This is a genomic window from uncultured Microbulbifer sp., from assembly GCF_947498635.1.
GTDB lineage: Bacteria > Pseudomonadota > Gammaproteobacteria > Pseudomonadales > Cellvibrionaceae > Microbulbifer > Microbulbifer echini.
In genome coordinates this window covers 109503-136193 of record NZ_CANMKV010000003.1, presented here as the reverse complement: position 1 = coordinate 136193, position 26691 = coordinate 109503, and the positions used below count along the sequence as shown (strand labels likewise).

20 protein-coding genes are annotated in these 26691 nt (G+C 58.2%); 4 read left to right on the top strand and 16 right to left on the bottom strand.

The annotated features are described in order from the left end of the window. Positions 1 to 36: 36 nt before the first annotated feature. The 11 genes from Q1A69_RS02685 to Q1A69_RS02635 form a co-directional block, all read right to left on the bottom strand. Positions 37 to 1359, bottom strand: a complete 1323-nt coding sequence (locus tag Q1A69_RS02685; protein WP_299580715.1) for an adenylosuccinate synthase — start codon at positions 1357 to 1359, stop codon at positions 37 to 39. Positions 1360 to 1486: 127 nt separating this feature from the next. Beyond that, positions 1487 to 2680, bottom strand: coding sequence for an ATP phosphoribosyltransferase regulatory subunit (locus tag Q1A69_RS02680; protein ID WP_299580712.1), 1194 nt, complete (start codon positions 2678 to 2680; stop codon positions 1487 to 1489). 188 nt (positions 2681 to 2868) lie between these two features. Continuing rightward, on the bottom strand, positions 2869 to 3741 hold the full coding sequence (gene hflC / locus Q1A69_RS02675) for a protease modulator HflC (protein ID WP_299580709.1): 873 nt from the start codon (positions 3739 to 3741) through the stop codon (positions 2869 to 2871). A gap of 11 nt (positions 3742 to 3752) precedes the next feature. Further along, the gene (gene hflK, locus Q1A69_RS02670) at positions 3753 to 4895 is read right to left on the bottom strand and encodes an FtsH protease activity modulator HflK (protein WP_299580706.1); all 1143 of its coding nucleotides are present in this window, start codon (positions 4893 to 4895) and stop codon (positions 3753 to 3755) included. A gap of 155 nt (positions 4896 to 5050) precedes the next feature. Then, positions 5051 to 6382: a ribosome rescue GTPase HflX gene (hflX, locus tag Q1A69_RS02665; protein WP_299580702.1), complete on the bottom strand. Its 1332-nt coding sequence runs from the start codon at positions 6380 to 6382 to the stop codon at positions 5051 to 5053. A gap of 133 nt (positions 6383 to 6515) precedes the next feature. Beyond that, the gene (gene hfq, locus Q1A69_RS02660) at positions 6516 to 6800 is read right to left on the bottom strand and encodes an RNA chaperone Hfq (RefSeq protein ID WP_299580699.1); all 285 of its coding nucleotides are present in this window, start codon (positions 6798 to 6800) and stop codon (positions 6516 to 6518) included. Between the two features lie 190 nt (positions 6801 to 6990). Beyond that, a complete protein-coding gene (miaA, locus tag Q1A69_RS02655) occupies positions 6991 to 7914 on the bottom strand; it encodes a tRNA (adenosine(37)-N6)-dimethylallyltransferase MiaA (protein ID WP_299580819.1) in 924 nt (307 codons plus the stop codon). 70 nt (positions 7915 to 7984) lie between these two features. Next, a complete protein-coding gene (gene mutL / locus Q1A69_RS02650; protein ID WP_299580696.1) occupies positions 7985 to 9856 on the bottom strand; it encodes a DNA mismatch repair endonuclease MutL in 1872 nt (623 codons plus the stop codon). A 56-nt stretch (positions 9857 to 9912) separates the two neighbouring features. Further along, positions 9913 to 11223 carry an N-acetylmuramoyl-L-alanine amidase gene (locus Q1A69_RS02645; RefSeq protein WP_299580693.1) on the bottom strand — a complete coding sequence of 437 codons (1311 nt, stop codon included), beginning with the start codon at positions 11221 to 11223 and terminating at the stop codon, positions 9913 to 9915. Positions 11224 to 11278: 55 nt separating this feature from the next. Next, positions 11279 to 11770, bottom strand: coding sequence for a tRNA (adenosine(37)-N6)-threonylcarbamoyltransferase complex ATPase subunit type 1 TsaE (gene tsaE / locus Q1A69_RS02640; protein WP_299580690.1), 492 nt, complete (start codon positions 11768 to 11770; stop codon positions 11279 to 11281). Further along, positions 11770 to 13251: an NAD(P)H-hydrate dehydratase gene (locus Q1A69_RS02635; protein WP_299580687.1), complete on the bottom strand. Its 1482-nt coding sequence runs from the start codon at positions 13249 to 13251 to the stop codon at positions 11770 to 11772. The genes tsaE and Q1A69_RS02635 overlap by 1 nt, the downstream gene beginning before the upstream one ends. A gap of 132 nt (positions 13252 to 13383) precedes the next feature. On the opposite strand from Q1A69_RS02635, the gene queG reads away from it, so the two are divergent. Next, entirely contained in the window at positions 13384 to 14490 is a 1107-nt protein-coding gene (gene queG, locus Q1A69_RS02630; protein WP_299580684.1) for a tRNA epoxyqueuosine(34) reductase QueG, read from the top strand. Positions 14491 to 14520: 30 nt separating this feature from the next. Here queG and orn read toward each other — a convergent pair whose 3' ends face one another. Continuing rightward, entirely contained in the window at positions 14521 to 15063 is a 543-nt protein-coding gene (gene orn / locus Q1A69_RS02625; protein WP_299580681.1) for an oligoribonuclease, read from the bottom strand. A gap of 86 nt (positions 15064 to 15149) precedes the next feature. On the opposite strand from orn, the gene rsgA reads away from it, so the two are divergent. From rsgA to asd, 3 genes are read left to right on the top strand one after another with little or no spacing between them, the layout of a single operon-like run. Then, positions 15150 to 16190: a small ribosomal subunit biogenesis GTPase RsgA gene (gene rsgA, locus Q1A69_RS02620; RefSeq protein ID WP_299580678.1), complete on the top strand. Its 1041-nt coding sequence runs from the start codon at positions 15150 to 15152 to the stop codon at positions 16188 to 16190. After that, a complete protein-coding gene (locus tag Q1A69_RS02615; RefSeq protein WP_299580676.1) occupies positions 16187 to 16981 on the top strand; it encodes a rhodanese-like domain-containing protein in 795 nt (264 codons plus the stop codon). Before rsgA ends, Q1A69_RS02615 begins: the two co-directional genes overlap by 4 nt. A 25-nt stretch (positions 16982 to 17006) precedes the next feature. Continuing rightward, positions 17007 to 17870: an archaetidylserine decarboxylase gene (gene asd / locus Q1A69_RS02610; RefSeq protein ID WP_299580674.1), complete on the top strand. Its 864-nt coding sequence runs from the start codon at positions 17007 to 17009 to the stop codon at positions 17868 to 17870. A 73-nt stretch (positions 17871 to 17943) separates the two neighbouring features. Here asd and Q1A69_RS02605 read toward each other — a convergent pair whose 3' ends face one another. From Q1A69_RS02605 to gltB, 4 genes are all read right to left on the bottom strand, one after another. Next, the gene (locus Q1A69_RS02605; protein ID WP_299580671.1) at positions 17944 to 19296 is read right to left on the bottom strand and encodes an HD-GYP domain-containing protein; all 1353 of its coding nucleotides are present in this window, start codon (positions 19294 to 19296) and stop codon (positions 17944 to 17946) included. 172 nt (positions 19297 to 19468) lie between these two features. Beyond that, the gene (gene hemE / locus Q1A69_RS02600; RefSeq protein WP_299580668.1) at positions 19469 to 20548 is read right to left on the bottom strand and encodes a uroporphyrinogen decarboxylase; all 1080 of its coding nucleotides are present in this window, start codon (positions 20546 to 20548) and stop codon (positions 19469 to 19471) included. A 148-nt stretch (positions 20549 to 20696) separates the two neighbouring features. Continuing rightward, positions 20697 to 22115, bottom strand: a complete 1419-nt coding sequence (locus Q1A69_RS02595; RefSeq protein WP_299580665.1) for an FAD-dependent oxidoreductase — start codon at positions 22113 to 22115, stop codon at positions 20697 to 20699. Between the two features lie 20 nt (positions 22116 to 22135). Further along, positions 22136 to 26584 (bottom strand): glutamate synthase large subunit, encoded by a 4449-nt coding sequence (gltB, locus tag Q1A69_RS02590; protein WP_299580661.1) that lies wholly within the window; start codon positions 26582 to 26584, stop codon positions 22136 to 22138. Between the last annotated feature and the right edge of the window lie 107 nt (positions 26585 to 26691).

Here is a 26691-nt window from a genome sequence, read left to right as displayed (position 1 = left end):
GATCAGACCGGCTATTCACAACCGCTCCATTACCACTTATTCACTCGCGTTGTGAATTCCCATTTCACACAATGCCGAGGAGGCGCGGACAATAGTCTCATTGCGATCGGGACCAGTAGAAACGATATCTACCGGCGCGCTCACCAACTCCTCAATACGGGCGATATAGGCCTTGGCATTAGCAGGTAGGTCCGCCTCGCGACGCACACCAAAAGTGTTGTCGCTCCAACCCGGCATGGTCTCGTATACGGGCTCGACATTTTCCCAACCAGCGGCATCGAATGGCACCGGCATTTCTTCTCCCGCACTATTGCGGTAGCCCACACAGATCTTCACTTCCTCGAGGCCATCGAGCACATCCAGCTTGGTCAGGCACAAACCCGAGATACTGTTGATACGAATCGCGTGGCGCACAGCGACTGCATCGAACCAGCCAGTACGGCGCTGGCGACCGGTGGTGGCACCGAATTCGTGCCCTTTCTCGCCCAGGTGACGGCCTACTTCGCAGTCGAGCTCAGTGGGAAAAGGACCACTACCAACGCGAGTGGTATAGGCCTTGGTAATACCCAGCACATAGTCCAGATACAGAGGGCCAAAACCGGAGCCCGTGGCAGTGCCACCAGCGGTGGTGTTAGAGGACGTGACAAACGGATAGGTACCGTGATCGATATCCAGTAGGGAACCCTGGGCGCCCTCGAACAGAATATGCTCGCCCTGCTCGCGGGTCTTGTGCAAATGATCGGCCACATCGGTCATCATTGGCAGCAGCTGCTCACGCCAAATTTGAGCTTGCTCCAGGGTGTCCTCGTAGCTGACTGGATCGACTTTGTAGTATTGGGTCAGGGCAAAGTTGTGGTAGTCAATCAGTTCCTTGAGCTGACTACAGAAGTTCTCCCAGTTGCACAGATCGCCCAGACGCAAGCCGCGGCGGGCAACTTTATCTTCATAGGCGGGGCCAATGCCGCGGCCAGTGGTGCCGATCGCCTTGGCGCCGCGCGCCCTCTCACGGGCTTGGTCCAGTGCTACGTGCACCGGCAGAATCAACGGACAAGCTGGGGAAAGACGCAAACGCTCGCGCACAGGTACGCCGCGCTCTTCCAGTTCCGCCATTTCCTTGAGCAATGCTTCCGGAGACAGTACCACGCCATTGCCAATCAAACAGGTTACGCTGGGGCGCAGGATACCGGAGGGAATCAGGTGCAGTACGGTTTTCTCACCATCGATCACCAGGGTGTGGCCGGCATTGTGTCCGCCCTGGAAGCGCACCACCAGAGAGACCTGTTCGGTCAGCAAGTCGACAATCTTGCCCTTGCCTTCATCGCCCCACTGGGTACCCAGTACTACTACGTTCTTGCCCATCTGTATCAATCTCTAACTCAGGTTTCGTTCTGCGAGAAGCCCGGAGGCCCCTACATCAAAGGATCTTGCGGAGTTCACCGCATCAATATAGGCGCATAATCGGCACATCCGCTGCACCCGCCTCTGTTCAGTCCCGGGGCTTGACCACCCAGGAATCGCCTTCCAACACCAGCTCGCGATCACAGCGCGAGTGGAGATCGCTTTCCGCGCTATCGGAAAGCGTGGCGATCACCACCTCTCCCCGCTTGCGCAGCTCGTCAACTTTGCGCCAAAGCTCGGCCCCTTGCGGGCCACTCACCTCTGGAGCGAGTATGGCTCCAGCAGTGGCTGCCATACCGCTCCCGAGGGTATTGAGTGCCACCAGATCACTACTAAAGCCCGTTGCTGGGCGGTCCCGACCAAATACCGCACCAATACCGTTGTAGCGGCCACCATTGGCAAGCGCTTGGCCGTGGCCTGGAGTGTAAGCGGCAAAAACCAGTCCGGTTTCGTAGTCGTAACCACGCACTTCACTCAAATCAAAAAAGAACTTCACGGCCGGATAGCGCTGCCCCAGGGCCTCGGCTACCCGCTGCAAATCCGACAGCGCACTCAGTAGCGGTTGCGGTGCTTCTGACAGCAACACTCGCGCTCGTTCCAGGCAGTCGAGTCCACCGGCGAGGCCGGGCAAAGCCAGCAACCAGGATGCCACCTGGGGGTCATTAATATTTTGCTCCACCCAACTGTGCACATCGGCACTTGCCTTGCTCTGCAACAGGGCGGAGAGCGCTTCCCGCTCGGTTTCGCTCAGGCCGGCCGTCTCTGCGAGGCTGCGGTAGATAGCCACGTGGCCGAGATCCAGATAAATGTTCTCTATCCCGGCAGCCTGGAGGCTCTCCAGCATCAGGGACATAACTTCGATATCCCCACTGAGGCTGTCCACACCAAACAGTTCCGCGCCTATCTGTATCGGCGCGCGTGAGCCCATGGCGGTCCGCGGTCGGGTGTGGAGAACTTGGCCTGCATAGCACAGGCGATTGGCTCCTGCGCGCGGGAAACTATGCGCATCAATACGCGCAGTTTGCGGAGTAATATCGGCGCGAATGCCCAAAGTGCGCCCAGAAATCTGATCGGTGACTTTAAAAGTACTCAAATCGAGATCATGCCCCATACCAACCAGTAGGGACTCGGTGAATTCCAACATAGGCGGTATCACTAACTCGTACCCCCAGCAATGGTAGAGGTCCAGCAGTCGGCGGCGCAAAGTTTCGACCTGGATGGCACCCGCGGGCAAAATCTCCGCGATGCCATCCGGCAGCATCCAACGATCGGCTTGAGTCATGGTGAAACGAACTTTTCAGAGTTAACGGGGTGCATCAGCTTCCACAAAAAAACCGGGCGAGGCCCGGTTTGCGTGATTTTAGCACCAACTGCCGGCAGGAAGGTAGGGCTGTCGCAAGGACAGCCTCGACCTCGGGCAAACAGCGGGAGACTACCGATAATCCGCTGCCATTTGCCCTGCTGGCTGGTTTATTGCCCTTTGGGATCCTTCAGATAGCGGAAAAATTCACTATCCGGGTCCACCAGCAACATATCGGATTTGCTCTGGAAAGACTCTTTATAGGCCTGCAAGCTGCGGGTAAAACGATAGAACTCGGGGTTCTTATTGTAGGCTGAGGCATAAATAGCCGCGGCCGTTGCATCACCAGCACCGCGCAATTCTTCAGACTGGCGGTAGGCTTCAGACTCAATCACTACTCTCTGACGATCGGCGTTGGCCTTGATACGCTCACTGGCCTCCTGACCTTTGGCGCGGTGATCTCGCGCTTCCAGCTCACGACCGGCGCGCATACGCTGGAACACCGATTCAGAAACTTCCGGCGGCAGGTCGATACGCTTCACGCGCACGTCGATCACTTCCACACCCAGATTCTTCTGCGCAATCTGGTTCAGGTTCTTGGTGATTTCTGCCATCAGCTCATCGCGCTCACCACTGACCACTTCGTGTAGATCGCGCACACCAAACTGGTTACGCAGGCGATCGTTAATCTGTTCGGACAACAGACGTACCGCATTGCGCTCATCGCCACGGGTAGCAATATAAAACTTGCTCACGTCGGAGATACGGTACTTAGCGTACGAATCCACCATCATGAACTTGTTTTCGCTGTTGAGCATACGCACCGGACTAGAATCCACTGTCTGGATACGCGCATCAAACTTGCGCAGCCTCTCGGCGAAGGGGATCTTGAAGTGGAGTCCGGGCTCGGTATAGGTGCGCACCAGCTCACCAAAGCGCAGCAGTACGCCTTTTTCCGTCTCCTTGACGACAAAGGCACTGGAGGTAACCAGCAGGATACCTAGCAGTAGTACGACAATAATTCCCAGAGTTTTGTTGTTCATTCTATCACCTCCTAGCGAACAGTCTGGCTGCGGCGGTTGCTGGCAGCATCCTGGCGCAGGCGCTCGACGATCCGCTGGTAGACCTCCTCAATCACGACCGGGGAGGTGTCTTTACGCTGGCCTGATTGGGTGGTGCCCTCTTGCGTCAACTTGTCGAGCGGCAGGTACATCATGTTATTGCCACCCTCGACATCCACCATGACTTTGGAAGTGCTGGTCATGACTTGCTGCATCGCATCCAGATAGAGACGCTCTCGGGTCACTTCGGGCGCACGCTCATATTCGGCCAGCAGCTTTTCGAAACGCACCGCCTCACCGCGAGCACTCTCGACAACCTGGGCCTTGTAGCCTTCAGCCTCTTCGATAATGCGCTGAGCCTGACCGCGAGCCACCGGAATTACCTGGTTGGCGTAGGCCTGGGCTTCATTTTGCAGGCGGACCTCGTCCTCGCGGGCCTTGGTCACATCATCAAAGGCATCCTGAACTTCACGGGGCGCCTTGGCGTCGGTCAAGTTGACCACGTCGACGAGGATACCGGTCTGATAAAGGTCCAGATACTCCTGCAGGCGTTTCTGGGTATCGGTGGATACCTGGGTACGATTCTGGGAAATAACACCGTTGAGGGTCAGGGAACCGACTACGTGGCGCAGGGCACTATCGGTAGCTTCCTGCAGACTCTTCACTGGATCGCGAACACGCAGCACATAGGATTCTGCATCACCCACCTGCCACTGCACGGTCAATACCACTTCAACAATGTTCGCGTCTTCGGTCAGCATCTGCCCGGTGGTGCGCTCGGTACGCACCTCGGTCATGTTGACCTTGGTGACACTGTCGATCAGCGGTGGGTTCCAGTGTAGACCGGCGGACTCCGTAGAGTGGTATTTGCCCAGGCGCAGCACCACCGCCTGTTCGTTCGCGTTGACCTGGTAAATTCCCAGCCCCGCATATATTAATACCGCAACAACAATCACCAGCATCCAGGGAAAGTTGCCGGTCCCCGTGCTGGGGCTACCGCCAAACAACCCACCAAGTTTCTGCTGAATTTTGCGGAACAGCTCGTCGAGGTCCGGCGGACCATCGTTATTGCGGTTGCCACCGCCACCGCCCCAAGGGTCTTTGCCGTTATTACCACCCGGTTCATTCCAGGCCATTTACATTACTCCAACTCTGATCATTTAAGCTTTAACTCCGGCGGATTCTAGCACTCCCCGCCGGTAAATATTGCCGCCAGACTTCTGCTGGAGGCAAGTTTGTCGCAATCACAGCCCCTCGGGCTGTATGAAATCGTGTCCACAAGCGGATTAGACTAGGATTCCCACCACTCGATATCTCCGCTGGTTTCCTCTTCCGGCTGCCATTCAGGCGCCTCATCATCGCTTAAAAATGGGGCGAGCAAACGCTGGAAATCACCGCGCGGTAACAGCAACTGCAATGCACAGTCTCCATTATCCTGGTAGTGCTCGCTCTGCACAGCATTAATCTGGTAGAGCTGGGCGCGCAGGCGCGACTGTTGCGGCTTCACCACCAATCGTCCAGATACCATCTGCTCGCCCAGGCGCTCGGCGATCGCCTCCACCAACAGATCACAGCCCACACCGGTCACAGCGGATAGCCATACCGCACGCGGTACACCCTCCTCATCGCGATCGATACGGGGCTCGCAATCGGCGAGCAGATCAATTTTGTTGTACACCAGCAGTTGCGGCAGGTCCGACGCACCGATCTCCTCGAGTACAGTCTGCACTTCTTCCATCAGGTGCAGACGGTTCTCCGCGGCGGCATCCACGACGTGCAATAGCAGGGTAGCCTGGGCCGCCTCTTCAAGAGTTGCGCGAAAGGCCTCCACCAATTTATGCGGTAGGTGTGAAACAAAACCCACCGTGTCTGCAAGAATCATGGCGCCGACATTGGGTAATTCAACCCTGCGCATGGTCGGATCCAGTGTTGCGAATAATTGATCGCGCACATAAACATCGGCATCGGTGAGCCGATTAAACAGAGTCGACTTGCCCGCATTGGTGTAGCCCACCAGGGAAACCGTGGCCACTTGCGCGCGGGAACGTGCGCGCCGGCCCTGCTCCCGCTGACGACGGACTTTTTCCAGGCGCTTCTCGATAGAATCGATACGCGCGCGCAAAAGGCGGCGGTCGGTTTCCAGCTGGGTTTCACCCGGTCCGCGCAGACCGATACCACCTTTCTGGCGCTCCAAGTGGGTCCAGCCACGCACGAGTCTGGTGGCCATATGGCGCAACTGCGCCAGTTCCACCTGCAACTTGCCCTCATGGGTGCGCGCGCGCTGGGCAAAAATATCCAGGATCAGGCCGGTGCGATCGAGCACCCGGCACTCCAATTCGCGCTCTATATTGCGCTCCTGGCTGGGGGAAAGGATGTGATCGAATATCACAAGCTCCGCGCCCTGCTCCGTGACTACCTGGCGAATCTCTTCCAGTTTACCCCGCCCAACAAAAGTTTTCGGGTCCGGACTAGCGCGCTGTCCAAAGATAAAACTGACCGGGTCTGCTCCAGCAGAGAGGGCCAGTTCCTCGAATTCGCGAGGGTCGTCGGGGCTGTCAATAGCGGAGAGTTCTAGGTGTACCAGCACCGCCAGTTCACCGGATTCCGGTCGATCGAAAAACAATGGGAAATCTCTATATGAGGAAACGGGCGCCCACCCGGCTCCCAGATTGAAGTGGCAGCCGAAAACCCGGATCGGGTTCACTCGGCTGCTAGCGCCCCGGAATTGGGGCGCGAGTCTCGGTAGCGCGACTCAATCAGCTGAAAGATTCGCGCTCACCACCTTCGCCATTGCCTTCGCCACCCGGTTGCGCGGCCGGATTCAGCAGCGGAACACGCACAGCGCGAGAAGGAACAACAGTGGAAATAGCGTGCTTATAAACCATTTGACTGACGGTATTTTTGAGTAACACCACAAATTGGTCGAAAGATTCAATTTGCCCTTGGAGCTTGATGCCGTTTACCAAATAAATAGAAACAGGGATACGCTCTTTGCGCAGTACATTGAGGTAAGGGTCTTGTAAGCTATGCCCTTTTGACATCTTTTTTCTCCTTGTCAAAAAGCTGAATGCGGTATGCAGGCCGCAATCGTATCCGCGAAGTGCGCGGATCAAAGAACGACTGAGGTCGAATACGCGTATAAGTAGTGTAGTAGCGAGCCGGGAAAGGCCGACCCTATGTAAACTGACTGACTGAGCTTGTCGTTTTTTAGCCCAACCACGTTATGGATGCTCAAGCGAGAAATTTCAAGGCTTCCGCCAATATTTCGTCATTCTCCCGCACCCCGCCCGCACTGTCCTGAGTGTGCAAAATTTCCAGCTCCGGCCAGCGCCGCAACCACGTCAGCTGCCGCTTGGCCAGCTGTCGTGTCGCGGCAATGCCCGCGGCAACCATCTCATCATAGTGACAGCGCCCATCCAGGTACTGCCAGACTTGACGATAGCCCACCGCGCGGATCGCCGGCAGGTCTTCATGCAGGTCTCCACGTTCGTACAAACCGCGTACCTCCTGTACAAACCCGGCCTCGAGCATACGCTGGAAACGCAGCTCAATACGCTGGTGCAGCAGTGATCTATCCTGGGGCATTATCGCAAACTGATTTAGCTGATAGCGTTCCTGTACCCCGCCCCCAGCCTGCTCGCGCCGCAACTGCGACAGAGGCACACCAGTCAGCCGGTAGACCTCCAGCCCCCGCTCGATACGCACCGAGTGATTGGGATGCAGCTCCGCCGCCAACTCCGGATCCACCTGTGACAGCTCCGCGTGCAGGGCGGGCCAGCCCTCGCGCTCGGCACGCGCCTCGATATCGGCGCGTAGCTGTGCATCGGCCGCTGGCAATTTTGCCATTCCCTCCAGGAGAGAGCGGAAATACAACATAGTTCCGCCAACCAGTAAAGGGATCTTACCGTTTGCGCTGATTTCGTCCATAGCCGCCAGGGCCTCTTTGCGAAAACGACCGGCGGAATAAAACTCACTGGGGTCGCAAATATCGATCAGCCGGTGAGGATAACGGGCCAACTCCTGCGCACTCGGTTTGGCCGATCCCAGATCGAGGCCGCGGTAGACCAGAGCCGAATCTACGCTGATCAACTCCACCGGCAGACGATCCGCCAGCGCCATGGCCAAATCTGTTTTACCCGATGCCGTGGGGCCCATCAGAAAAATTGCGCGGGGTTTGCCGCCCGGCGTGCTCTCGCTCAAATCACCACCTACTTCCACGGCGCGGTTACTGGCCGCGCATAAACCACTTATCCATATCCGCCAGTTTAACCTGGGTCCAGGTCGGGCGGCCATGATTGCACTGGCCGCTGCGTTCGGTGCGCTCCATATCCCGCAGCAGCGCATTCATTTCCGGCACCGTCAGGCGGCGGTTGGCTCGGACTGAACCGTGACAGGCCATGGTGCCGAGCACTTCGTTGATACGCTCACCGATACGCTCACTATCACCCTGTCCGAGCAGGTCCGACAGCACATCGCGCACCAGCTGCTCCACCTGAGCGCCGTGCAACATAGTGGGCACCTGGCGCACCAGTAGGGTTTCCGGCCCCGCGCGCTGCAGCACAAAGCCGAGCGCAGTAAACACCTCGCTGCGCTCTTCAAAACAGTCCGCTTCGCGCTGACTCACGGCCAGGCTTACCGGCACTAAAAGGGGCTGAGCCTGAATACCACCGGCGGCATGAGCCACCTTCATCTGTTCATAAACAATGCGCTCATGGGCCGCGTGCATGTCCACTACAATCATGCCCAGCGCATTTTGCGCGAGGATATAAATACCGTGTAGTTGGGCCATAGCGAAACCCAGCGGCGGTATGTCTTCCCCGCTGGCTGCGGGCATTGAAGGGGCAACTGGAGCCGCAACATAGGCCTCAACCAGCGATCCGGTGGGCTCGGCAATCCCCGCCGGTTCACGGTAGGGCTGGTGAAGAGCGCCGTAAGTATTCATCTGCTGCTGAAGGTTCGCCGGGGAGGGGCGGTTGCTGAGCGGCATTTTGTGTTGGCCGGCAAACTCACCCGTCTGAATACCACTTGCCCGCTCTCCCGTCTCAGCCTCTCCTGTATCTACCTCCGAGGTGCCCTCTTCCCGCTGCCCTGGGCGCACGTCCGCCAGAGCACGGTGCAAACTGCCAAACAAGAAGTCGTGCACCAGACGGCCATCGCGGAAGCGCACCTCGTGCTTGGTGGGGTGCACATTCACATCCACAGACGCCGGGTCCAGCTCCAGGTAAAGAACAAACGCCGGATGGCGGCCGTGATACAACACATCGGCATAGGCGCGACGCACCGCGTGGCTCACGACCTTGTCGCGAATGGCACGGCCATTGACATAGAAAAACTGTAAGTCGGCCTGGGAGCGCGAGAATGCCGGCTCAGCCACCCAGCCCCACAGACGCAATCCGCTGCGCTCCACATCAATATGCAGGGCATTTTGCATAAACGCCGGACCGCATACCTGGGCCACGCGGCGCTCCATCTCTACACGACCGCTGCCCGCACGCAGGTTGTGCACCCCCTTGCCATTGTGGCGCAGGCTGATGGAGACATCGAATCTAGACAGTGCCAGACGTTTAATGGTGTCGTCGATACGGTTAAATTCGGTCTTTTCGGTGCGCAGGAATTTGCGCCTTGCGGGCGTGTTAAAGAAGAGGTCGCGCACATCCACGGTGGTGCCGCGGGGATGGGCGGCCGGGGCCAACTGCGCCTGCATATCGCGGCCCTCGGCACTCACCTGCCAGCCCTTGCCACTCTCATCGCGGCTACTTGTAAGAGACAGGCGCGCCACCGAGGAAATACTGGCCAACGCCTCGCCGCGAAATCCTAGAGTGGCCACCGCCTCCAGATCTTCCAGCGCGTGTATTTTGGAGGTGGCATGGCGTGCCAGGGCCATTGGTAGATCTTCGCGCTCGATTCCCTTGCCGTTATCGTGCACCTTCATGCGCTTGATACCGCCGTTGTCGATATCCACTTCCAGGCGCGTAGCACCAGCATCGAGACTGTTTTCCAGCAACTCCTTGACAACCGAGGCAGGCCGTTCGACCACCTCACCGGCGGCAATCTGGTTGGCGAGACGGGGCGATAATTGCTGGATACGTTCGTGCATGATTCTGGCCTGTTAACGCTGATATGACCGGCCTGGAAGGCAGTAAAACTTGAGGGTTATCCCGAGGGGATGCTTAGGGTCTGACCCACTCGAATGACAGAGTTTTTAATCCCGTTGGCGCTCATCAAGGCTGCCACGGAGATATTATACCGCGCGGCGATCCCGGACAGGGTCTCACCACGGGCGATCACATGGCGCCGCGACTTGGTGTGCTGATTGGCCGCCAGCCAGGTACCCGCAGGGGGGCGGCTGCTGAAGTAGGCCACTATACCTTCGCTGAGTTTTTCTGCCATACGTTGCTGAAATTTGGGGTCGCTCAACCGTCGGGATTCGTAGGGGTTGGTGATAAAGCCAGTCTCCACCAGAATTGAGGGCACATCCGGGTTGCGCAGCTCCGAGAAGTTAGCCTGCTCCACTTTCTTTTTATGCAGGTGGGTAAAACTCCCCAGCGAGCTTAATACACTGGCACCAATATCCAGGCTGGCATTCATCGTGGCGGTCATCGATAGATCCAGAAGTACCCCGGCGAGGGTGTCGTCCTTGTCATCCAAGCTCAGATCTCCGACACCGCCGATCAGGTCAGACTCGTTTTCCCGCTGAGCCAAAAAGCGCGCAGTTTCACTGGTGGCGCCGCGGGAGGAAACCGCATAGACACCGGCCCCGCGAGCTTCCTTGCGCGTAAAGGCATCGGCGTGAACCGAAACATACAGATCCGCACGCATTTTGCGCCCTTTCTTTACCCTCTGCCGTAGGGGAATGAAGTAATCGCCAGTTCTCACGAGCTTCGCGCTGAAGCCCCGCTCGCGCTCAAGCGCCCTTTGCAGTTTGCGCGCAATCGCCAGTACGACATCCTTCTCCCGCAGTCCCCCGGGGCCCAGGGCCCCCGGGTCTTCCCCGCCGTGACCAGCATTTACAGCGATCACGATATCCCGCTCGGTGCTCACCTCCTGTAGGGTTTTCTCCTTGCTCTCAGTCTTGTCATAGAGGTCGAGCACAAGGCGGTCCGGCAGCAGCTCGTGGCGGCGCAAGGCGAAACTGCGCGGATTGATTTGCTGTTTGAGGTCGAGCACCACTCGCAGGTCTTTCTTGTTGTGGCGGGCGTGGCGCACCTGGGCAATAGGCGTATCCTTAAGGTCCAGTTCGCTCAGCTGTGCTTGCAACTTGGTATCGGCAATATCCACCACAACCCGGTGCGGGCTGCTCAGGGTAAACAGTTTGTGCTCCGCCGGACCACTCAAGTCAAAAACCAAGCGCGTGTGGTCTGGTGCACGCCACAGGCGCACCCCCTCCACTTCCGCCGCCTTCAGGGGCAGTATGATTGCCAGCCCGAACCCCCAGGCCACCAGCGAGCACCACATCCTACTCATCACTTCCCAACCCTTTCACTTTTTTATCCCGCTTCCCTGAATTCAGGTCTATCCGCTACTTTTGCAACATCTTTACCAGCGTGTGGATCACCGCACTGCCCTGTTTGGAGTGCGCTTCCAGCAAAAGCTGGCGACCGCTATCCGGGACGCCCAAATCCAACTGCAGATCTGGCTCTGGCAATACGCCGACGCCTCGCTCGGGCCACTCCACCAGGCTCAGGCTGTGCGCGGCAAAATAATCCCGCACCCCCATAAATTCCAATTCCTCGGCATCGCCTAGGCGGTAGAGGTCAAAATGATAAACCCGTTGCGTACCGAGCTCGTAGGGTTCCACCAGTGTGTAAGTGGGACTCTTCACCGCACCCTGGTGCCCAAAAGCCCTTAACACACCCCGACAAAACGTAGTCTTGCCGGCACCCAGCTGGCCATTCAAGTAGAGGGTTAGGCCCCGTTGTAGGCCACTGGCCAGGCAGGCGCGACCCAGCGCTTCACCGCTGGCCACCGTCGCTTCTTCGTCCCTTAAATACAGTTTCAGTTCACTCGCCATCAGTCCACCAATCGTCGAATCCAGGGCAATAAATCAGTAGCCAACAAACCGCGCAGCCCCTCTTCCGCGGCGCGATTCCCCGCTTCGCCGTGCAGCCAAACCGCTAGGCGCGCGGCTTCCACCAGTGGCAAGTGCTGACCGATCAGCGCCGCAACTATCCCGGTAAGCAGGTCGCCCATACCCCCGGACGCCATACCCGGATTGCCGCTGTTAATCAGGTCGACACCGCCATCGTGGGCAACCAGGGTACCCGCGCCTTTAAGTATCACCACCCCACTGAATTTCTGCTGAACTGCCATCGCCGCGGCGCGGGGATCGGACAGCACTTCCTTAGTGTCGCAACCAAGCAGGCGCGCTGCCTCGCCCACATGTGGGGTCAGTACCCAGTCATCACGCTTTACTCCTGCGAGCACCCGCCCACCGGCGAGGATATTCAGCGCATCGGCATCCACCACCAGCGGCACCTGCGCGCGACCGGCCCGAGCCAACAACTGCTCGCTCCAAGGGGAACGCCCCAGGCCTGGGCCCACCGCAATGACATCCGGTCCCTCGAGCAGCGGTTCCAGCTCCTGACCGGAAATCACCGAGTGTGCCATTACTTCCGGGCAGCGGGTCAGAGCAGCGGTGAGGTGCTCAGGACGGGTTGCCAGAGATATCAAGCCGGCGCCACAGCGCGCGGAAGATTGCGCAGCCATTAACACCGCGCCACCAAAGCCGTTATCGCCGCCCACGACCAGGATATGCCCGAATAGATTTTTGAAACTGTCCACAGGACGGGCTGACAGGCGCTTAATACTGGTAGCCGAATAACGCTGCGCCAGAGGCTGCAGTGCCTGCTGAACTGATACCGGCGCACCCAAATCTGCAAAAATCACCTCACCGCAAAGGGCCGGGCCGCGCCCACAATAGAGCCCCAGCTTGCGCCCGATAAAAGTCACCGTCATGTCCGCCTGAACCGCCAGCTCGGCACAGCCACTATCGGCATTCAAGCCCGAGGGAATATCCACAGAGAAAACGGGACCGGGGCTTTTCCGAATTCGTTCAATAGCATGACCTACATCCGGGCGCAGCTCACCGCTAAATCCCGTTCCCAGCAGCGCATCCACGATCAGGGTGTCCCCATCCGCACTGTCCAGCTCGGTGAGAGAGTTCAGCACCTGTACCCCTTCCCGGCACGCGTACGCATGGGCCTCACGCGCATCGCCCTTCAACTGCACTGGGTCGACACAGGCAAAAACCGTGACGGGGATTTTCTTCTGCGCAGCCAGGGCCGCGATTACATAGCCGTCGCCGCCATTATTGCCACCACCACAAAAAACCTGGATGCGACCGATATCGCCCCAGCGCCTGTGCAGGTGCGCAAAGGCCGCACGGGCGGCGCGCTTCATCAACTGAATAGAGGGAATTCCCAGTGCTGCGATGGTTTGTCGGTCGAGTTCCCGTACCGATTCGGCACTGTACAAAGGTTGTGGCGTATCCATGCGGCTCCCGCAATATGGTGAAGATGTCATCTGTGGCAAAATGGACGATTGCATCGCCATCACTTGCTGACGGCAAAGTATACCGCCCCGGCCAGTCAATGTGCTTGCATGGGATATCGAGCCGCTTTATCTATGACCGAATCACTGCTCGCCGAATTAGCTGACCTGATCAAACTCTGGGGGCGAGAACTGGGTTTTCAGCAGGTCGGGATCACCGACTGCCAGCTGGAGGAGGACGGCGAGCGCCTGCGCGCCTGGATCGATAAAGGCTACCACGCAGACATGGAGTGGATGGGGGCTCACGGGGCAAAGCGCTGGCGGCCGGAGCTGCTGGAAGAAGGCACCCTGCGCGCCATCAGCGTACGCCTCGACTACCTGCCACCGGACACCCAGCCGATCAAAATACTTAAAGATTCCAGCAAAGCCTATGTCTCACGCTACGCCAATGGGCGCGATTACCACAAGTTAATCCGTAAGCGCCTAGCCGCCCTGGCCAAGAAAATTGACGCTTTCTGTGCAGAGCGCGGTATCGAATCCAAGGGGCGCGCCTTCACCGACAGCGCTCCGGTAATGGAGCGTGCCCTGGCGCGCAAGGCCGGCCTGGGCTGGGTGGGCAAAAACTGCCTGCTGATCAATTCCAAGGCCGGCTCCTTCTTTTTTCTCGGTGAGATATACACCAACCTGGCTCTACCGGTGGACAAGGGTGATTTTGCCGACGAGTGTGGCGACTGTGTGGCCTGCCTCAAAGTCTGCCCGACCGATGCCTTTATCGGCCCGCGCACCCTGGATGCGGGCCGCTGTATTTCCTACCTGACCATCGAAAACAAGGGGCCCATTCCAGAGGAGTTCCGCGAGCCCATCGGAAACCGCGTATTCGGCTGCGACGACTGTCAGACAATCTGTCCCTGGAATAAATTTGCCAAACCTACCGCTGAGCAGGATTTCCACCCGCGCCATGGCCTCGATAGCGGCGATCTGCTAGCGCTGTTTCATTGGAGCGAGGAAGAGTTTCTGCGCAAGACTGAGGGCTCGCCCATTCGCCGCATCGGCTACGAGCGCTGGCAGCGCAATCTGGCAGTAGGCCTCGGCAACGGCGAGGCCGGCGCCAAGGTTTTCGAAACCCTGGAGCAGGCACGGCAAACGGCAACACCTCTGGTGCAGGAGCACATCGACTGGGCCCTGGCGAGACTGCGCAGTGGACGCAAACGCAAGCGTAAAATCAAGCGTGCAACCCAGTAGCCCCTCACCAGCAGAGGAGGAATCGGGCCCTCAACTGAGGCGAAAAAAGGTCTCACGATAGTGGCGCAGTTCTTCGATGGAATCGCGAATATCGTCGAGGGCCAGATGGCTACTGTGCTTTTTCACTCCATCCAATACATCCGGTCGCCAGCGCCTGGCCAATTCCTTTACCGAGCTCACATCCAGATTGCGATAGTGAAAGTAGGCTTCCAGGTACGGCATATATTTGACTAGGAAACGGCGGTCCTGACCGATAGAGTTACCGCACATCGGCGAGGCCCCTTCGGGTACCCAATGGCGCAAAAACTCCAGAGTCTCCCGCTCCGCCTCCCGCTCAGAGATGACCGATTCCTTCACTTTTGCGACCAGACCCGAACCACCGTGCTGTTCGGTGTTCCAGTCATCCATGGCATCGAGCAACTCATTACTCTGATGCACCACCAAGGCCGGGCCCTCAGCGAGGATATTGAGCCGGGAATCGGTCACGACTGTCGCAATCTCGATAATGCGCTCTTTTTCTGGATCGAGGCCGGTCATTTCCAGATCAATCCAGATCAGGTTGTTCTGATCCACAGCGGGTCTCCTCAAACTTTCCGCGCAAGTTACCGCAACTACCCGGCAATGGCTATAATCCGCCGCTAATCTCCAGGTGTCTGTGCATGAGTAAACGCAAATTGAACCGCCGCCAGCAGTGGCGAGTGACCAAAATCCAGCAGGAGCGCGAGGCGCGAGCACGCAAACGCGAAGAGTCCGCAGAGCAGGTTCTCGACGATGGCCAGCTGGGTCAGGAGCAGACCGGTTTGGTCATTGCCAATTACGGCACCCAAATTCTGGTAGAGAGTGAGAGTGATGCCTCCTTGCGCCAGCGCTGCCACCTGCGCGCCAATATAGACACCCTGGTGACAGGTGACCGTGTCGCCTGGCACCCGGCCACCAGTGACAGCGATGGTGGCTACGGGGTTGTGGGAGCGCGTTTGCCGCGCAGCTCGGAACTACAGCGCCCGGACCGCTACGGAGACCTGAAAACTGTCGCGGCCAATATCGATCGTATCGTCATCGTTATTGCACCCTACCCGGAGCCCTTCGCCAATGCTATCGACCGCTATCTGGTCGCCGCTGAAACCACCGGCATAGCGCCGATCCTGCTACTGAACAAAATCGACCTGATCGACGACGGCAACCGCGAAGCGCTCGAGGCGCTACTCACGCCCTATCCCGATCTCGGCTACCCGGTGCTGCGCCTCTCCACCAAAACCGGTGAGGGCCTGCCGCATCTGCTCCAAACCCTAGCAAAAGGCAGTAGCGTTTTTGTGGGGCAGTCCGGCGTGGGCAAGTCATCTCTGGTAAACGCCCTGCTGCCCAGCGCCGGGGCGCGTACAGGCGCCCTATCCGAGGCGACGCTCAAAGGCACCCACACCACCACCGCGGCGGAACTGTTTCACCTGCCCAGTGGCGGTGATCTGATAGACTCCCCCGGCATCCGTGAGTTTGGCCTTTGGCACATGGAGGAGGCCGCGCTTTTGGAGGGATTCGTGGAGTTTCGCCCTTTTATCGGCCACTGCCGCTTTCGCGACTGCCGCCACCAGGGCGAGCCCGGCTGTGCCATTCACGAGGCACTGGCCAATGGCGACATCAGTGAGCGCCGCATGAACAGCTTTCTGCACCTGCGCAACAGCCTGGAATCGGAGAACAAATTTTGAACCTGATTATCGAGGCGGAAGAACTCGCCGCCGAGCTGGAGCACGAGGAACTACTGGTTATCGACCTCAGCTCCAGCCAAAACTACCTCAATGGCCATATTCCCGGCGCTCTGCACCTGCCTTTTCAGGCACTGATGGCGGGTACCTCACCGGCACCGGGTAAACTGCCAGATCTGGAACAGCTCACTCGTGTCTTTCGCGCTATTGGTTTGCATGCGGAAACCCATGTGGTGGCCTGCGATGATGAGGGCGGTGGCTGGGCCGGGCGTTTCCTGTGGACCTTAGAGAGTATTGGCCACCGCAACTACAGCTACCTGAACGGCGGTATGCACGCCTGGCGCGGTGCCGGCCTGCCAGTGACCACTGAAGAGTCACGGGCCACTCCAAGTGAGATTGAAATCTCCATCGATACCAATGCCGCCATGAATGCCCAGCAGATTCAGGAGCAATTGGGCAACCCCGATTTCCTCATCTGGGATGCCCGTTCCCCCCAGGAATATTGTGGTGAACGAGTATTGGCGATGAAGGGTGGCCATATTCCCGGTGCCATTAACTGCGAGTGGACCCAGCTGATGGACCCACAACGCGACCTGCGTATCCGCACCGATGCGCGGGAGATTCTGGCCAAACTGGGCATTGATGGTGAGCACAAAATCGTCACCCACTGCCAGAGCCACCACCGTTCCGGTTTTACCTGGCTGGTGGGCAAATCCCTGGGCTTTGATATCCGCCCCTATCCCGGCTCCTGGAGCGAATGGGGCAATCTGCCCGGTACGCCCGTTGAACAGTAAGCATTAGCAGAAACGTTGTACTTGTATGAACCCGAAACTCTTTACCACACTGCAATACCTGACCCCACAGCATGCGCTATCCCGCGCAGCCGGTTGGCTGGCGAATACGCCGATCAAGTCGATCAAAGACCCTTTCACCCGCTGGTTTGTCGATAAGTATGGCGTCGATATGCAGGAGGCCAAAGAAACCGACTATACTGCCTACCGCACCTTCAACGATTTTTTTACCCGCGAGCTTAAGGAAGGTGTACGACCGGTTGTCAGCGGAGAACAGAGCCTCGCCTGCCCTGCCGATGGCGCAATCAGCCAGCTGGGCGGAATCCACAACGGACGCGTGTTCCAGGCCAAAGGTCACGATTACAGCCTGTTGGAGCTGGTCGGTGGCAACCCCGAGTTAGCGGCGCAGTTTAACGACGGCCATTTCGCCACGGTTTACCTGTCACCCAAGGATTATCACCGGGTGCATATGCCGATCGACGGTACCCTGCGCAGCATGACCTATGTACCGGGCCAGCTGTTTTCGGTCAACACCGTCACTGCAGAAAATGTGCCGCGCCTCTTTGCCCGTAACGAACGCCTGGTATGCGTGTTCGATACGGCCGCCGGTCCCATGGCCATGATTTTGGTCGGTGCCATGATCGTCGCCGGAATAGAAACCGTATGGGCTGGTCAGGTGACCCCGCACACTCGCACAGTGCGCACCACGGACTACCAAGAAAAAGCGTCGGTCTATTTGCGTAAAGGCGAAGAAATGGGGCGCTTTAAACTAGGTTCCACGGTGATCATGCTGTTCGGTGCTGACCAAGTGCGCTGGCTGGATAGCCTGGAAGCGGAATCCCCTGTGCAAATGGGGGAGCACTTTGGCAATAAAATTGCCGATAAAGGCTAGTCTCTTGGGGAAGCGGCCTAAATGCGCCGCTTCCACTCGTCCAGGCGCTCCCTGTTTCAAGACAGTAAGCCGCCTACCTGGCTAGGCGCGAGAAGAAACGGGACAGCTGCCCACCACTCTTGAATAGATAATTGTCCCGCACGGCTGTGGTATTGACCTCGGGATAGGCTCCCGGCTCTATATCCCGCACAATGCTGACTTTTTCCTCGGGGCGCATCTTACCGCTCTGGATCAGCTTTTCAGCGCGATCTTCGGCCGCGGCCAAGTCAAATAGGCGCGGTTTACTCAACTGGCGCTTGTGCGCATCGAGCACGATCATCACCTTGGGGCGCAGGCGGCGGTCATAAGTCTGTTCCACCACAACCCCCACCTCTCCACTGGAAAGTTCTACCTGGGTGCCCGTGGGGTAAAGCCCTATGGCCTGAATAAATTCGACCACCAGCTGCTCCTGGTAGGCGATGCCGCGAAGGTCATAGAGATCCGCAACTGCCCTGGAGGGAGCAATGGGCTGGCTGGCTCCACGGGGATTAGTCGCCTCATCGTAAAAGGTCACTATCCCGCACATGCGTGCCAGCACAGGAATTTTGTCGCCGCGCAAGCCATCGGGATAGCCACCACCGTCGTGGCGCTCGCGGTGACCACGCACAATATTGATCACCTGGGGGTCGACCTGCGCATCTGCGGACAACATCTGCACACTGTGCTGTACAAACTTGCGGTACTCCAGTTCAGCGCGCGGATCGCGCTGCTTCACTTGCAGTACCTCGGCCGGGATTGCCAGTTTCCCCACGTCCTTGAGGAGTGTGGCCACCCCCAATTGCACTAACTCGTGCCGCGCCAGGCCAATATGTCGACCAAACAACACGGCCCAAATACTGGCGCGCACCGAGTGGCTGTAGGTGTGCTCATCTCTATCGCGCACCCGAGCCAGCCAGGCAAAAGCATCGGGACTGCGCAACACGCTCTCGACCAAATCCTCCACTACCCGATTCATTGGCTGTACTGGCAGGGGGCGGTTACTCGCTACCAGCCCCATCACCTCGCCCATCCCACGCAGTATCTGCCCGTGTAGCTTGCGCGCATTGCCCGCCTCGCGCTGAGCCGGCTGCGGGGGTGGGTAGGCCTTATGAGTAACCGCGACAGGACGACAGGGAATGGTGACACGGGAGACAGTGCGTCCCTGCCCCTTGGCGCTCGCGCCACTGCCAATCAGGCGGCGCAATGTGGCACCGGCGCTGCCCACCGTTTTATGTACATCCACGTAAACGTAACGGCAATACTTCTGCAGCTGGCGAATCTCTTCCAAATCGCGAACATAAAAACCCTGTAACGCGAATGGGGTGCGCGTCCAGGGCCTGTCGAGCCGGGATACAAACATGCCGCGCTGTAGATCACCGACGGAGATTTTTACTTGTTCGATTGCCACTTGGAGAGATGCCGACCAGTGTGATGATTGCCTGAAGACCGTCCTGAGTGCGGGCCCCGGCACAGCGACCGGGGCCCCTCAGACAGGCGCACCTTTATATCACGGACAGATATTGGCGAGCACCCTGACAAACTGCGACTGTATTCACAGACTTAGACACTAAACACCACAATTAAGCGTGATATTTTGCGGAAAGCTCCACAACAGCCTCGATCATGGCGCCAGCGTGGGCTGGATCGACTTTCGGGGTGATACCGTGACCGAGGTTGAATATGTGGCCGTTACCCTGGCCAAAGGACTTCAAAATCGCCTCTACTTCCTCGCGAATACGCTTCGGGCTGGCGTAGAGCACAGAGGGATCCAGGTTACCCTGCAGGGCGACGCGGTCCCCTACTCGTGCGCGGGCGCTGCCGATATCGGTGGTCCAGTCGAGCCCCAGGGCATCGGCACCGGTATCCGCCATAGCTTCCAGCCATTGGCCACCACCTTTCGTGAACAGGATCGCGGGTACCCGACGGCCATCGGCCTCCTTGATCAGACCGCCGAGAATACGCTGCATATACTGCAGGGAGAACTCGCGATAGGCGCTGTGGCTCAAAGCGCCACCCCAGGTATCAAAGATCTGTACCGCTTGAGCGCCGGCGCGAATCTGCGCATTCAGGTAATCGGTCACCGAGTCGGCCAGCACCGTTAGCAGCTGGTGCATCAATTCCGGGCGGTTGTAGAGCATCTCCTTACAACGGGCAAAGTCCTTGCTCGAGCCACCCTCGATCATATAAGTAGCCAGAGTCCAGGGGCTGCCGGAAAAGCCAATCAACGGCACACGCCCATTCAGTTCCCGGCGAATAGTGGAAACGGCGTTCATAACGTAGTCGAGGTCGCGCTCGCTGTTGACCACTTCCAGGGCCTCAATATCGGCGGCACTGCGCAGCGGCTTGTGGAATTTGGGCCCCTCGCCCTCCGCAAAATAGAGCCCCAATCCCATGGCATCTGGAATTGTGAGGATATCCGAGAACAGGATCGCCGCATCCAGCGGGTAGCGTTCTAGCGGCTGCAAAGTGACCTCGCACGCCAGTTCAGTATTGCGGCACAAGTCCATAAAACTGCCCGCCTCCGCGCGACTGGCGCGGTACTCGGGTAAATAGCGACCCGCTTGGCGCATCATCCACACAGGCGTTCGATCCACGGGCTGACGCAAAAGGGCGCGAAGAAAGCGGTCGTTTTTCAATTCGGACGGTTTGGTATCAGACATGGGTACACCGAGCGGGCTAAAAAAACGGCTATTGTACAGGGGGCGGGGCCACTATAAACAGAGCGACAAAAATATCATTGATACGAACTCAAACTCGCACGAAGAAAAAAACGGGAGGCTTAAAGCCTCCCATTCATGATTTAGCCGATCAGATATCCAAATAATCCAAAATACCCTCGCCGGCCTGCCGCCCCTCCCAGATGGCCGTCACCACCAAGTCGGATCCGCGCACCATATCGCCACCGGCAAAGACCTTCTCGTTGGAGGTCTGGAATTTGTATTTCTGCTCTTCCGGGGCAACCACGCCGCCCCAGTCCGCCACCTCAATTTTGTGCTCGGCAAACCACTCCGCCGGGCTTGGACGAAAACCGAATGCAACCAACACAATATCCGCCGGGATCACCTCTTCGGATTCCGGTACCACTTGCGGGCGGCGGCGGCCGTTCTCGTCGGGCTCGCCCAGCTGTGTAGTGACCACCTTAACCCCAGAAACCTTGCCATCGCCGACAATCTCCACCGGCTGACGGTTAAACAGAAATTGCACGCCCTCTTCTTTGGCGTTGACCACCTCGCGGCGGGAGCCGGGCATATTTTCCTCGTCGCGACGATAGGCGCAGGTCACGCTTTTCGCCCCCAGGCGGACAGAGCTGCGATTACAGTCCATGGCGGTATCACCACCACCGAGTACCACTACGCGCTTCCCCTCCACCGATACAAATTCAGCGGGGTCCTTTTCCCAACCCATATTGCGATTGACGTTGGCCACCAGGAACGGCAGGGCGTCGTGGACGCCGGGCAGGTCCTCGCCAGGAAAGCCGCCTTTCATATAGTTGTAAGTGCCCATTCCCAGGAATACGGCATCGTAGTCGTTGAGCAGCTGCTCAAAACTGATGTCCTTGCCCACCTCAGTATTGAGACAGAACTCCACTCCCATCTCGACAAACACCTCGCGGCGCTTTTCCATCACCGATTTTTCCAGCTTGAACTCGGGGATACCGAAGGTGATCAGGCCGCCGATCTCTGGGTGCTTGTCGAAAACCACCGGCTGTACGCCATTGCGCACCAAAATATCGGCACAACCCAACCCTGCGGGACCGGCGCCCACAATAGCGACCTTTTTACCGGTTTTTTCCACATGGCTGAGATCCGGGCGCCAGCCCAGGGCAAAAGCCGTATCGGTAATGTACTTTTCCGCATTGCCTATAGTCACTGCGCCAAAGCCATCATTGAGAGTGCAGGCGCCCTCGCACAGGCGGTCCTGGGGACACACGCGCCCGCAGACTTCCGGCAGCGTATTGGTTTCATGGCAGAGTTCCGCCGCCTCAATCACGTTCCCCTCGCTGATCAACTTGAGCCAGTTGGGAATATAATTGTGCACCGGGCATTTCCACTCACAATAGGGATTGCCACAGTCCAAGCAACGGTGCGCTTGGCTCGCTACCTGGTTTTCGCTGAAAGGTTGGTAGATCTCCACAAACTCGTTGGTGCGCGTGATGATGTCTTTCTTCGGCGGATCGATACGGGACACATCGATAAACTGGAAATCGTTGTTCAGTCTGTCTTTCATACTGTTTCTCCACCCCAGCCTTATTCGCCGCGCTTGCGCACGTCAGAAAGAAGATCCGCAAGGCTTGCCGCCTTGGGTTTAACCAGCCAGAAACGGCTCAGGTAATCATCGAAATTATCCAGTAGCTCCGCGCCCCAGGCACTGCCGGTCTCCGTGGCGTAGGCCTCGATCACCTCGCGCAGGTGGCTCTGGTGCGGCTCTAAAATCTCGCTGCTGATACGGCGCAACTCGATGAGCTCGTGATTGCAACGGTCAAAGAAATCGCGCTCCAAATCCAGTACATAGGCAAAACCGCCGGTCATGCCGGCACCAAAGTTGAAGCCTGTGCGCCCCAGTACCGCGACCATACCGCCGGTCATATATTCACAACAGTGATCGCCGGCCCCCTCGACCACGGCGAAGGCGCCGGAGTTGCGCACGGCAAAGCGCTCACCGGCGCGGCCCGCAGCGAACAGCTTGCCGCCGGTGGCACCATACAGGCAGGTGTTGCCGACGATACTGGTGTCCTGGGAGGCAAACTCGCTGCCTTGTGGCGGGCGAATAACCAGCTTGCCACCGGCCATGCCCTTACCGACATAATCGTTGGCATCCCCCTCGAGGTACATCTCCAGGCCACCGGCATTCCATACGCCAAAGGACTGCCCGGCGACCCCTTTGAGATGGAGCTTGATCGGGGCCTCGACCATGCCCTGGTTACCGTGGCGTTTGGCGATTTCACCTGACAGGCGCGCACCCAGGGAACGATCGCAGTTGGTCACGTCATAACTGAAGTCGCCACCACTTAGGTTTTCTATGGCGGGCAGAATCTCTTCCACCATACGCTCGGCCAACTCCCCCTTATCCCAGGGTGCGTTCTTGGCCTGCTGGCACGTCTGCGGTTTGCTGTCGAGCAATGCGTCAGTGTGCAACAGCGGCGACAGATCCAATCTCTTCTGCTTATCGGTTTCACCTTCCAGGACGCGCAACAAATCAACGCGACCGACCAGCTCTTCCATAGTGCGCACCCCGAGGCGCGCCATCCACTCGCGGGTTTCCTCGGCGACAAAACGGAAGAAGTTCATCGCCATCTCGGCGGTACCGATATAGTGCTCGTCGCGCAAATTTTTGCGCTGAGTGGCAATGCCTGTGGCGCAATTATTCAGGTGACAGATACGTAGGTATTTACAGCCGATCGCTACCATGGGCGCGGTACCAAAGCCAAAGCTCTCCGCACCGAGAATCGCCGCTTTCACCACATCCAGCCCCGTCTTGAGGCCACCATCGGTCTGCACCCGCACTTTGCCGCGCAAGTCATTGGCGCGCAGGGTCTGATGCGTCTCCGCCAGACCCAATTCCCAGGGGGAACCGGCGTAACGAATGGAAGTAATAGGGCTGGCGGCGGTGCCGCCGTCGTAGCCGGAGATGGTGATCAGATCGGCATAGGCCTTAGCCACGCCGGCAGCAATGGTGCCGACACCGGGGCGGGACACCAGTTTGACCGAGACCAGGGCATCGGGGTTGACCTGTTTCAGATCGAAGATCAGCTGGGCCAAATCCTCAATGGAATAGATATCGTGGTGCGGTGGCGGTGAAATCAGAGTGACACCAGGCACCGAGTAGCGCAGCCGCGCGATCAGGTCATTTACCTTGCCGCCGGGCAACTGCCCGCCCTCACCGGGCTTGGCGCCCTGAGCCACCTTGATCTGCAGGACTTCGGCATTCACCAGATAATGGGGCGTGACACCAAAACGCCCCGAGGCGATCTGCTTGATCTTTGAAACCTTGTCGGTACCAAAACGCGCCGGGTCCTCGCCACCCTCTCCACTGTTGGAGCGGCCGCCCAGACGGTTCATCGCCTGAGCCAGGGATTCATGTGCCTCTGGAGAGAGGGCCCCCAGGGACATGGCGGCAGAATCAAAGCGGCGCACAATCTGCTCGACCGGCTCAACGTCCTCGAGAGCGACCGGTTCGAGGTTTTCCTTGAAATCGAGCATATCCCGCAGAGTCGCTACCGGACGCTGATTGACCAGCTGTGCATAATCACGCCAGGCGGAATAATCCCCGGTGCTGGCGGCACGGCGCAAGGCCGTCACCACATCCGGGTTAAAGGTATGGTATTCGGTACCGTGCACATACTTGTGCAAGCCTCCAGGGGACACCGGCTTGCGCGCCTTCCAGGCAATATCGGCGCGCGAGGCCATATCCGCCTGTAATTCAGTAAAGCCCGCGCCCTCGATACGAGTGGGAGCACCGGGGAAGCACAGGTTAACCACTTCTTTGGAGAGGCCAACCAATTCAAAGAGCAGTGCACCGCGGTAGGAAGCCACCGTGGAAATTCCCATTTTTGACAGAATTTTCAGCAGGCCTTTGATAATGCCGTTGCGATAATTCTTTTGCGCCTCTGCCGCATCCAGCAGAAGTTCACCAGTATCGATCAGGTGATTGATGATGCTGTAGGAGAAGTAGGGGTGCACTGCGGTAGCGCCCACACCGACCAGGCAGGCCAGCTGGTGAGCATCCCGCGCACTGGCCGTATCCACAACCACGTTGGAGTCACAGCGTAGGCCGGCATGCACAAGGTGGTGGTGCACAGCTCCGGTGGCGAGCAGCGCATCTATCGGTAGGTGCCCCTGGCGGATATCCCGATCAGAGAGCACCACGATCACGGTGCCGGCGCGCACCGAGGCCTCGACTTTGGCGCACAACCGCTCAATGGCGCCTTGTAAACCCAATTCAACCGGGTCGAAATTCAGGTCGAAAATCTCCGCATCGAAGCCCGGGCGATCCAGCGACAGCAGTGCGGTGTATTTCATATGGGACAACACCGGGGAGGACAAAATCACCCGATCGGCGTGCTCCGGGGTTTCCTCGAAGACAGACTTCTCACGCCCCAAACAAGTTTCTAGGGACATCACCACCGTCTCCCGCAGGGGGTCAATAGGCGGGTTGGTCACCTGGGCAAACTGCTGGCGGAAGTAGTCGTAGAGAGAACGGTTGTAACGGGACAACACCGCCATCGGCGTGTCATCCCCCATGGAACCCACCGCTTCCTGGCCGGCTTCCGCCATGGGGCGCACGACTTTATCGCGCTCTTCCAGGGAAGAGCTGAACAGTTTCTGGTAAACCTTGAACTGCTGGTGAGAAAAGTTGTTATCGACAGGGGCCGTTACCAAGGTGGAGCGAATACGGCGCGCCTTGTCTTTCAACCAGCGTTTATAGGGCTGGGTGCGCTTGAGCATATTGTCAATATCGGTGGTGTGGTAAAGCTTACCTTCCACAGTATCCACAGAGAGCATCTGCCCAGGTCCCAGTCGCCCCTTGGCGACCACATCTTCCGGCGCATAGTCGTATACGCCGACTTCCGAGGCGACAGTGATGATATCGTCCTTGGTAATCACCCAGCGGGATGGACGTAAACCATTGCGGTCGAGGGTACATACGGCGTGACGACCATCCGTCATCACCAGGCCGGCGGGACCATCCCAGGGCTCCATATGCATGGAGATATATTCGTAAAAAGCACGCAGATCCGCGTCCATACCCTCGACATTCTGCCAGGCTGGTGGGACTAGCATACGCACCGCGCGGTGCAGTTCCATTCCGCCCGCCACCAACATTTCCAGCATATTATCCAGGCTGGAGGAATCGGAGCCCTCGCGGTTCACCAACGGCACCAGCTCATTCAACTCGGGAATCAGCTCGGTGACAAACTTGTTGGTGCGCGCCACGGACCAATTGCGGTTGCCGGTGATGGTGTTGATTTCGCCATTGTGTGCCAATAGGCGGAATGGCTGTGCCAGGGGCCAGCGGGGCATAGTATTGGTGGAAAATCGCTGGTGGAAAACACAAATTGCGGTCTCCAGGCGGGGGTCGGCCAGTTCGGGGAAGAACTTGGGCAGGTCCGCCGGGATCATCAATCCCTTGTAAGAGAGCACACTGGTGGAAAGGCTGGCGATATAGACATCACCACTGAGCTGCAATTCGGCTTTGCGCCTAGCCACATACAAGCGCGCATTAAAGCGGGCCTCACCCTGAGCATTTTCGGCGTCATTGATAAGGAGCTGCTCGAAACGCGGCTGACAGTCCCTGGCGATGGGACCGAGGCATTCTGGGTTGGTGGGAACCGTACGCCAACCAACGATGCGCATCCCCTGCCCCTGCAGCTCACGCTCGAGAATCTGACGGGCGCCTTGCGCTTCTCCTTCGTCCAGCGGCAGCATCACGGAGCCCACCGCATAGGTCTCAGAAAGCTCCGCCCCAAAAAGCTGGCGAGCCTCCTCGCGCAGGAAGGAATCGGGCTTCTGCAGCAGTAAACCACAACCATCGCCAGTCTTGCCATCTGCAGCAATACCGCCTCGGTGGGTCATACAGGTGAGGGACTCGATGGCCGTCTGTACCAACTTATGGCTCGCCACACCGTGTAAATGAGCGATCAGACCAAAACCGCAATTGTCCTTAAACTCATCCAACTGATACAGACTGCTACCCATAGAATTCCTCGTCACTATCGATTGGGGGACCACAGGCATTGCCAGTTAGCGGCCTGCTATGGGCAAAAATGGCTTAACGCTCGCGCTACGCTCTCCTGCGGTCCCTA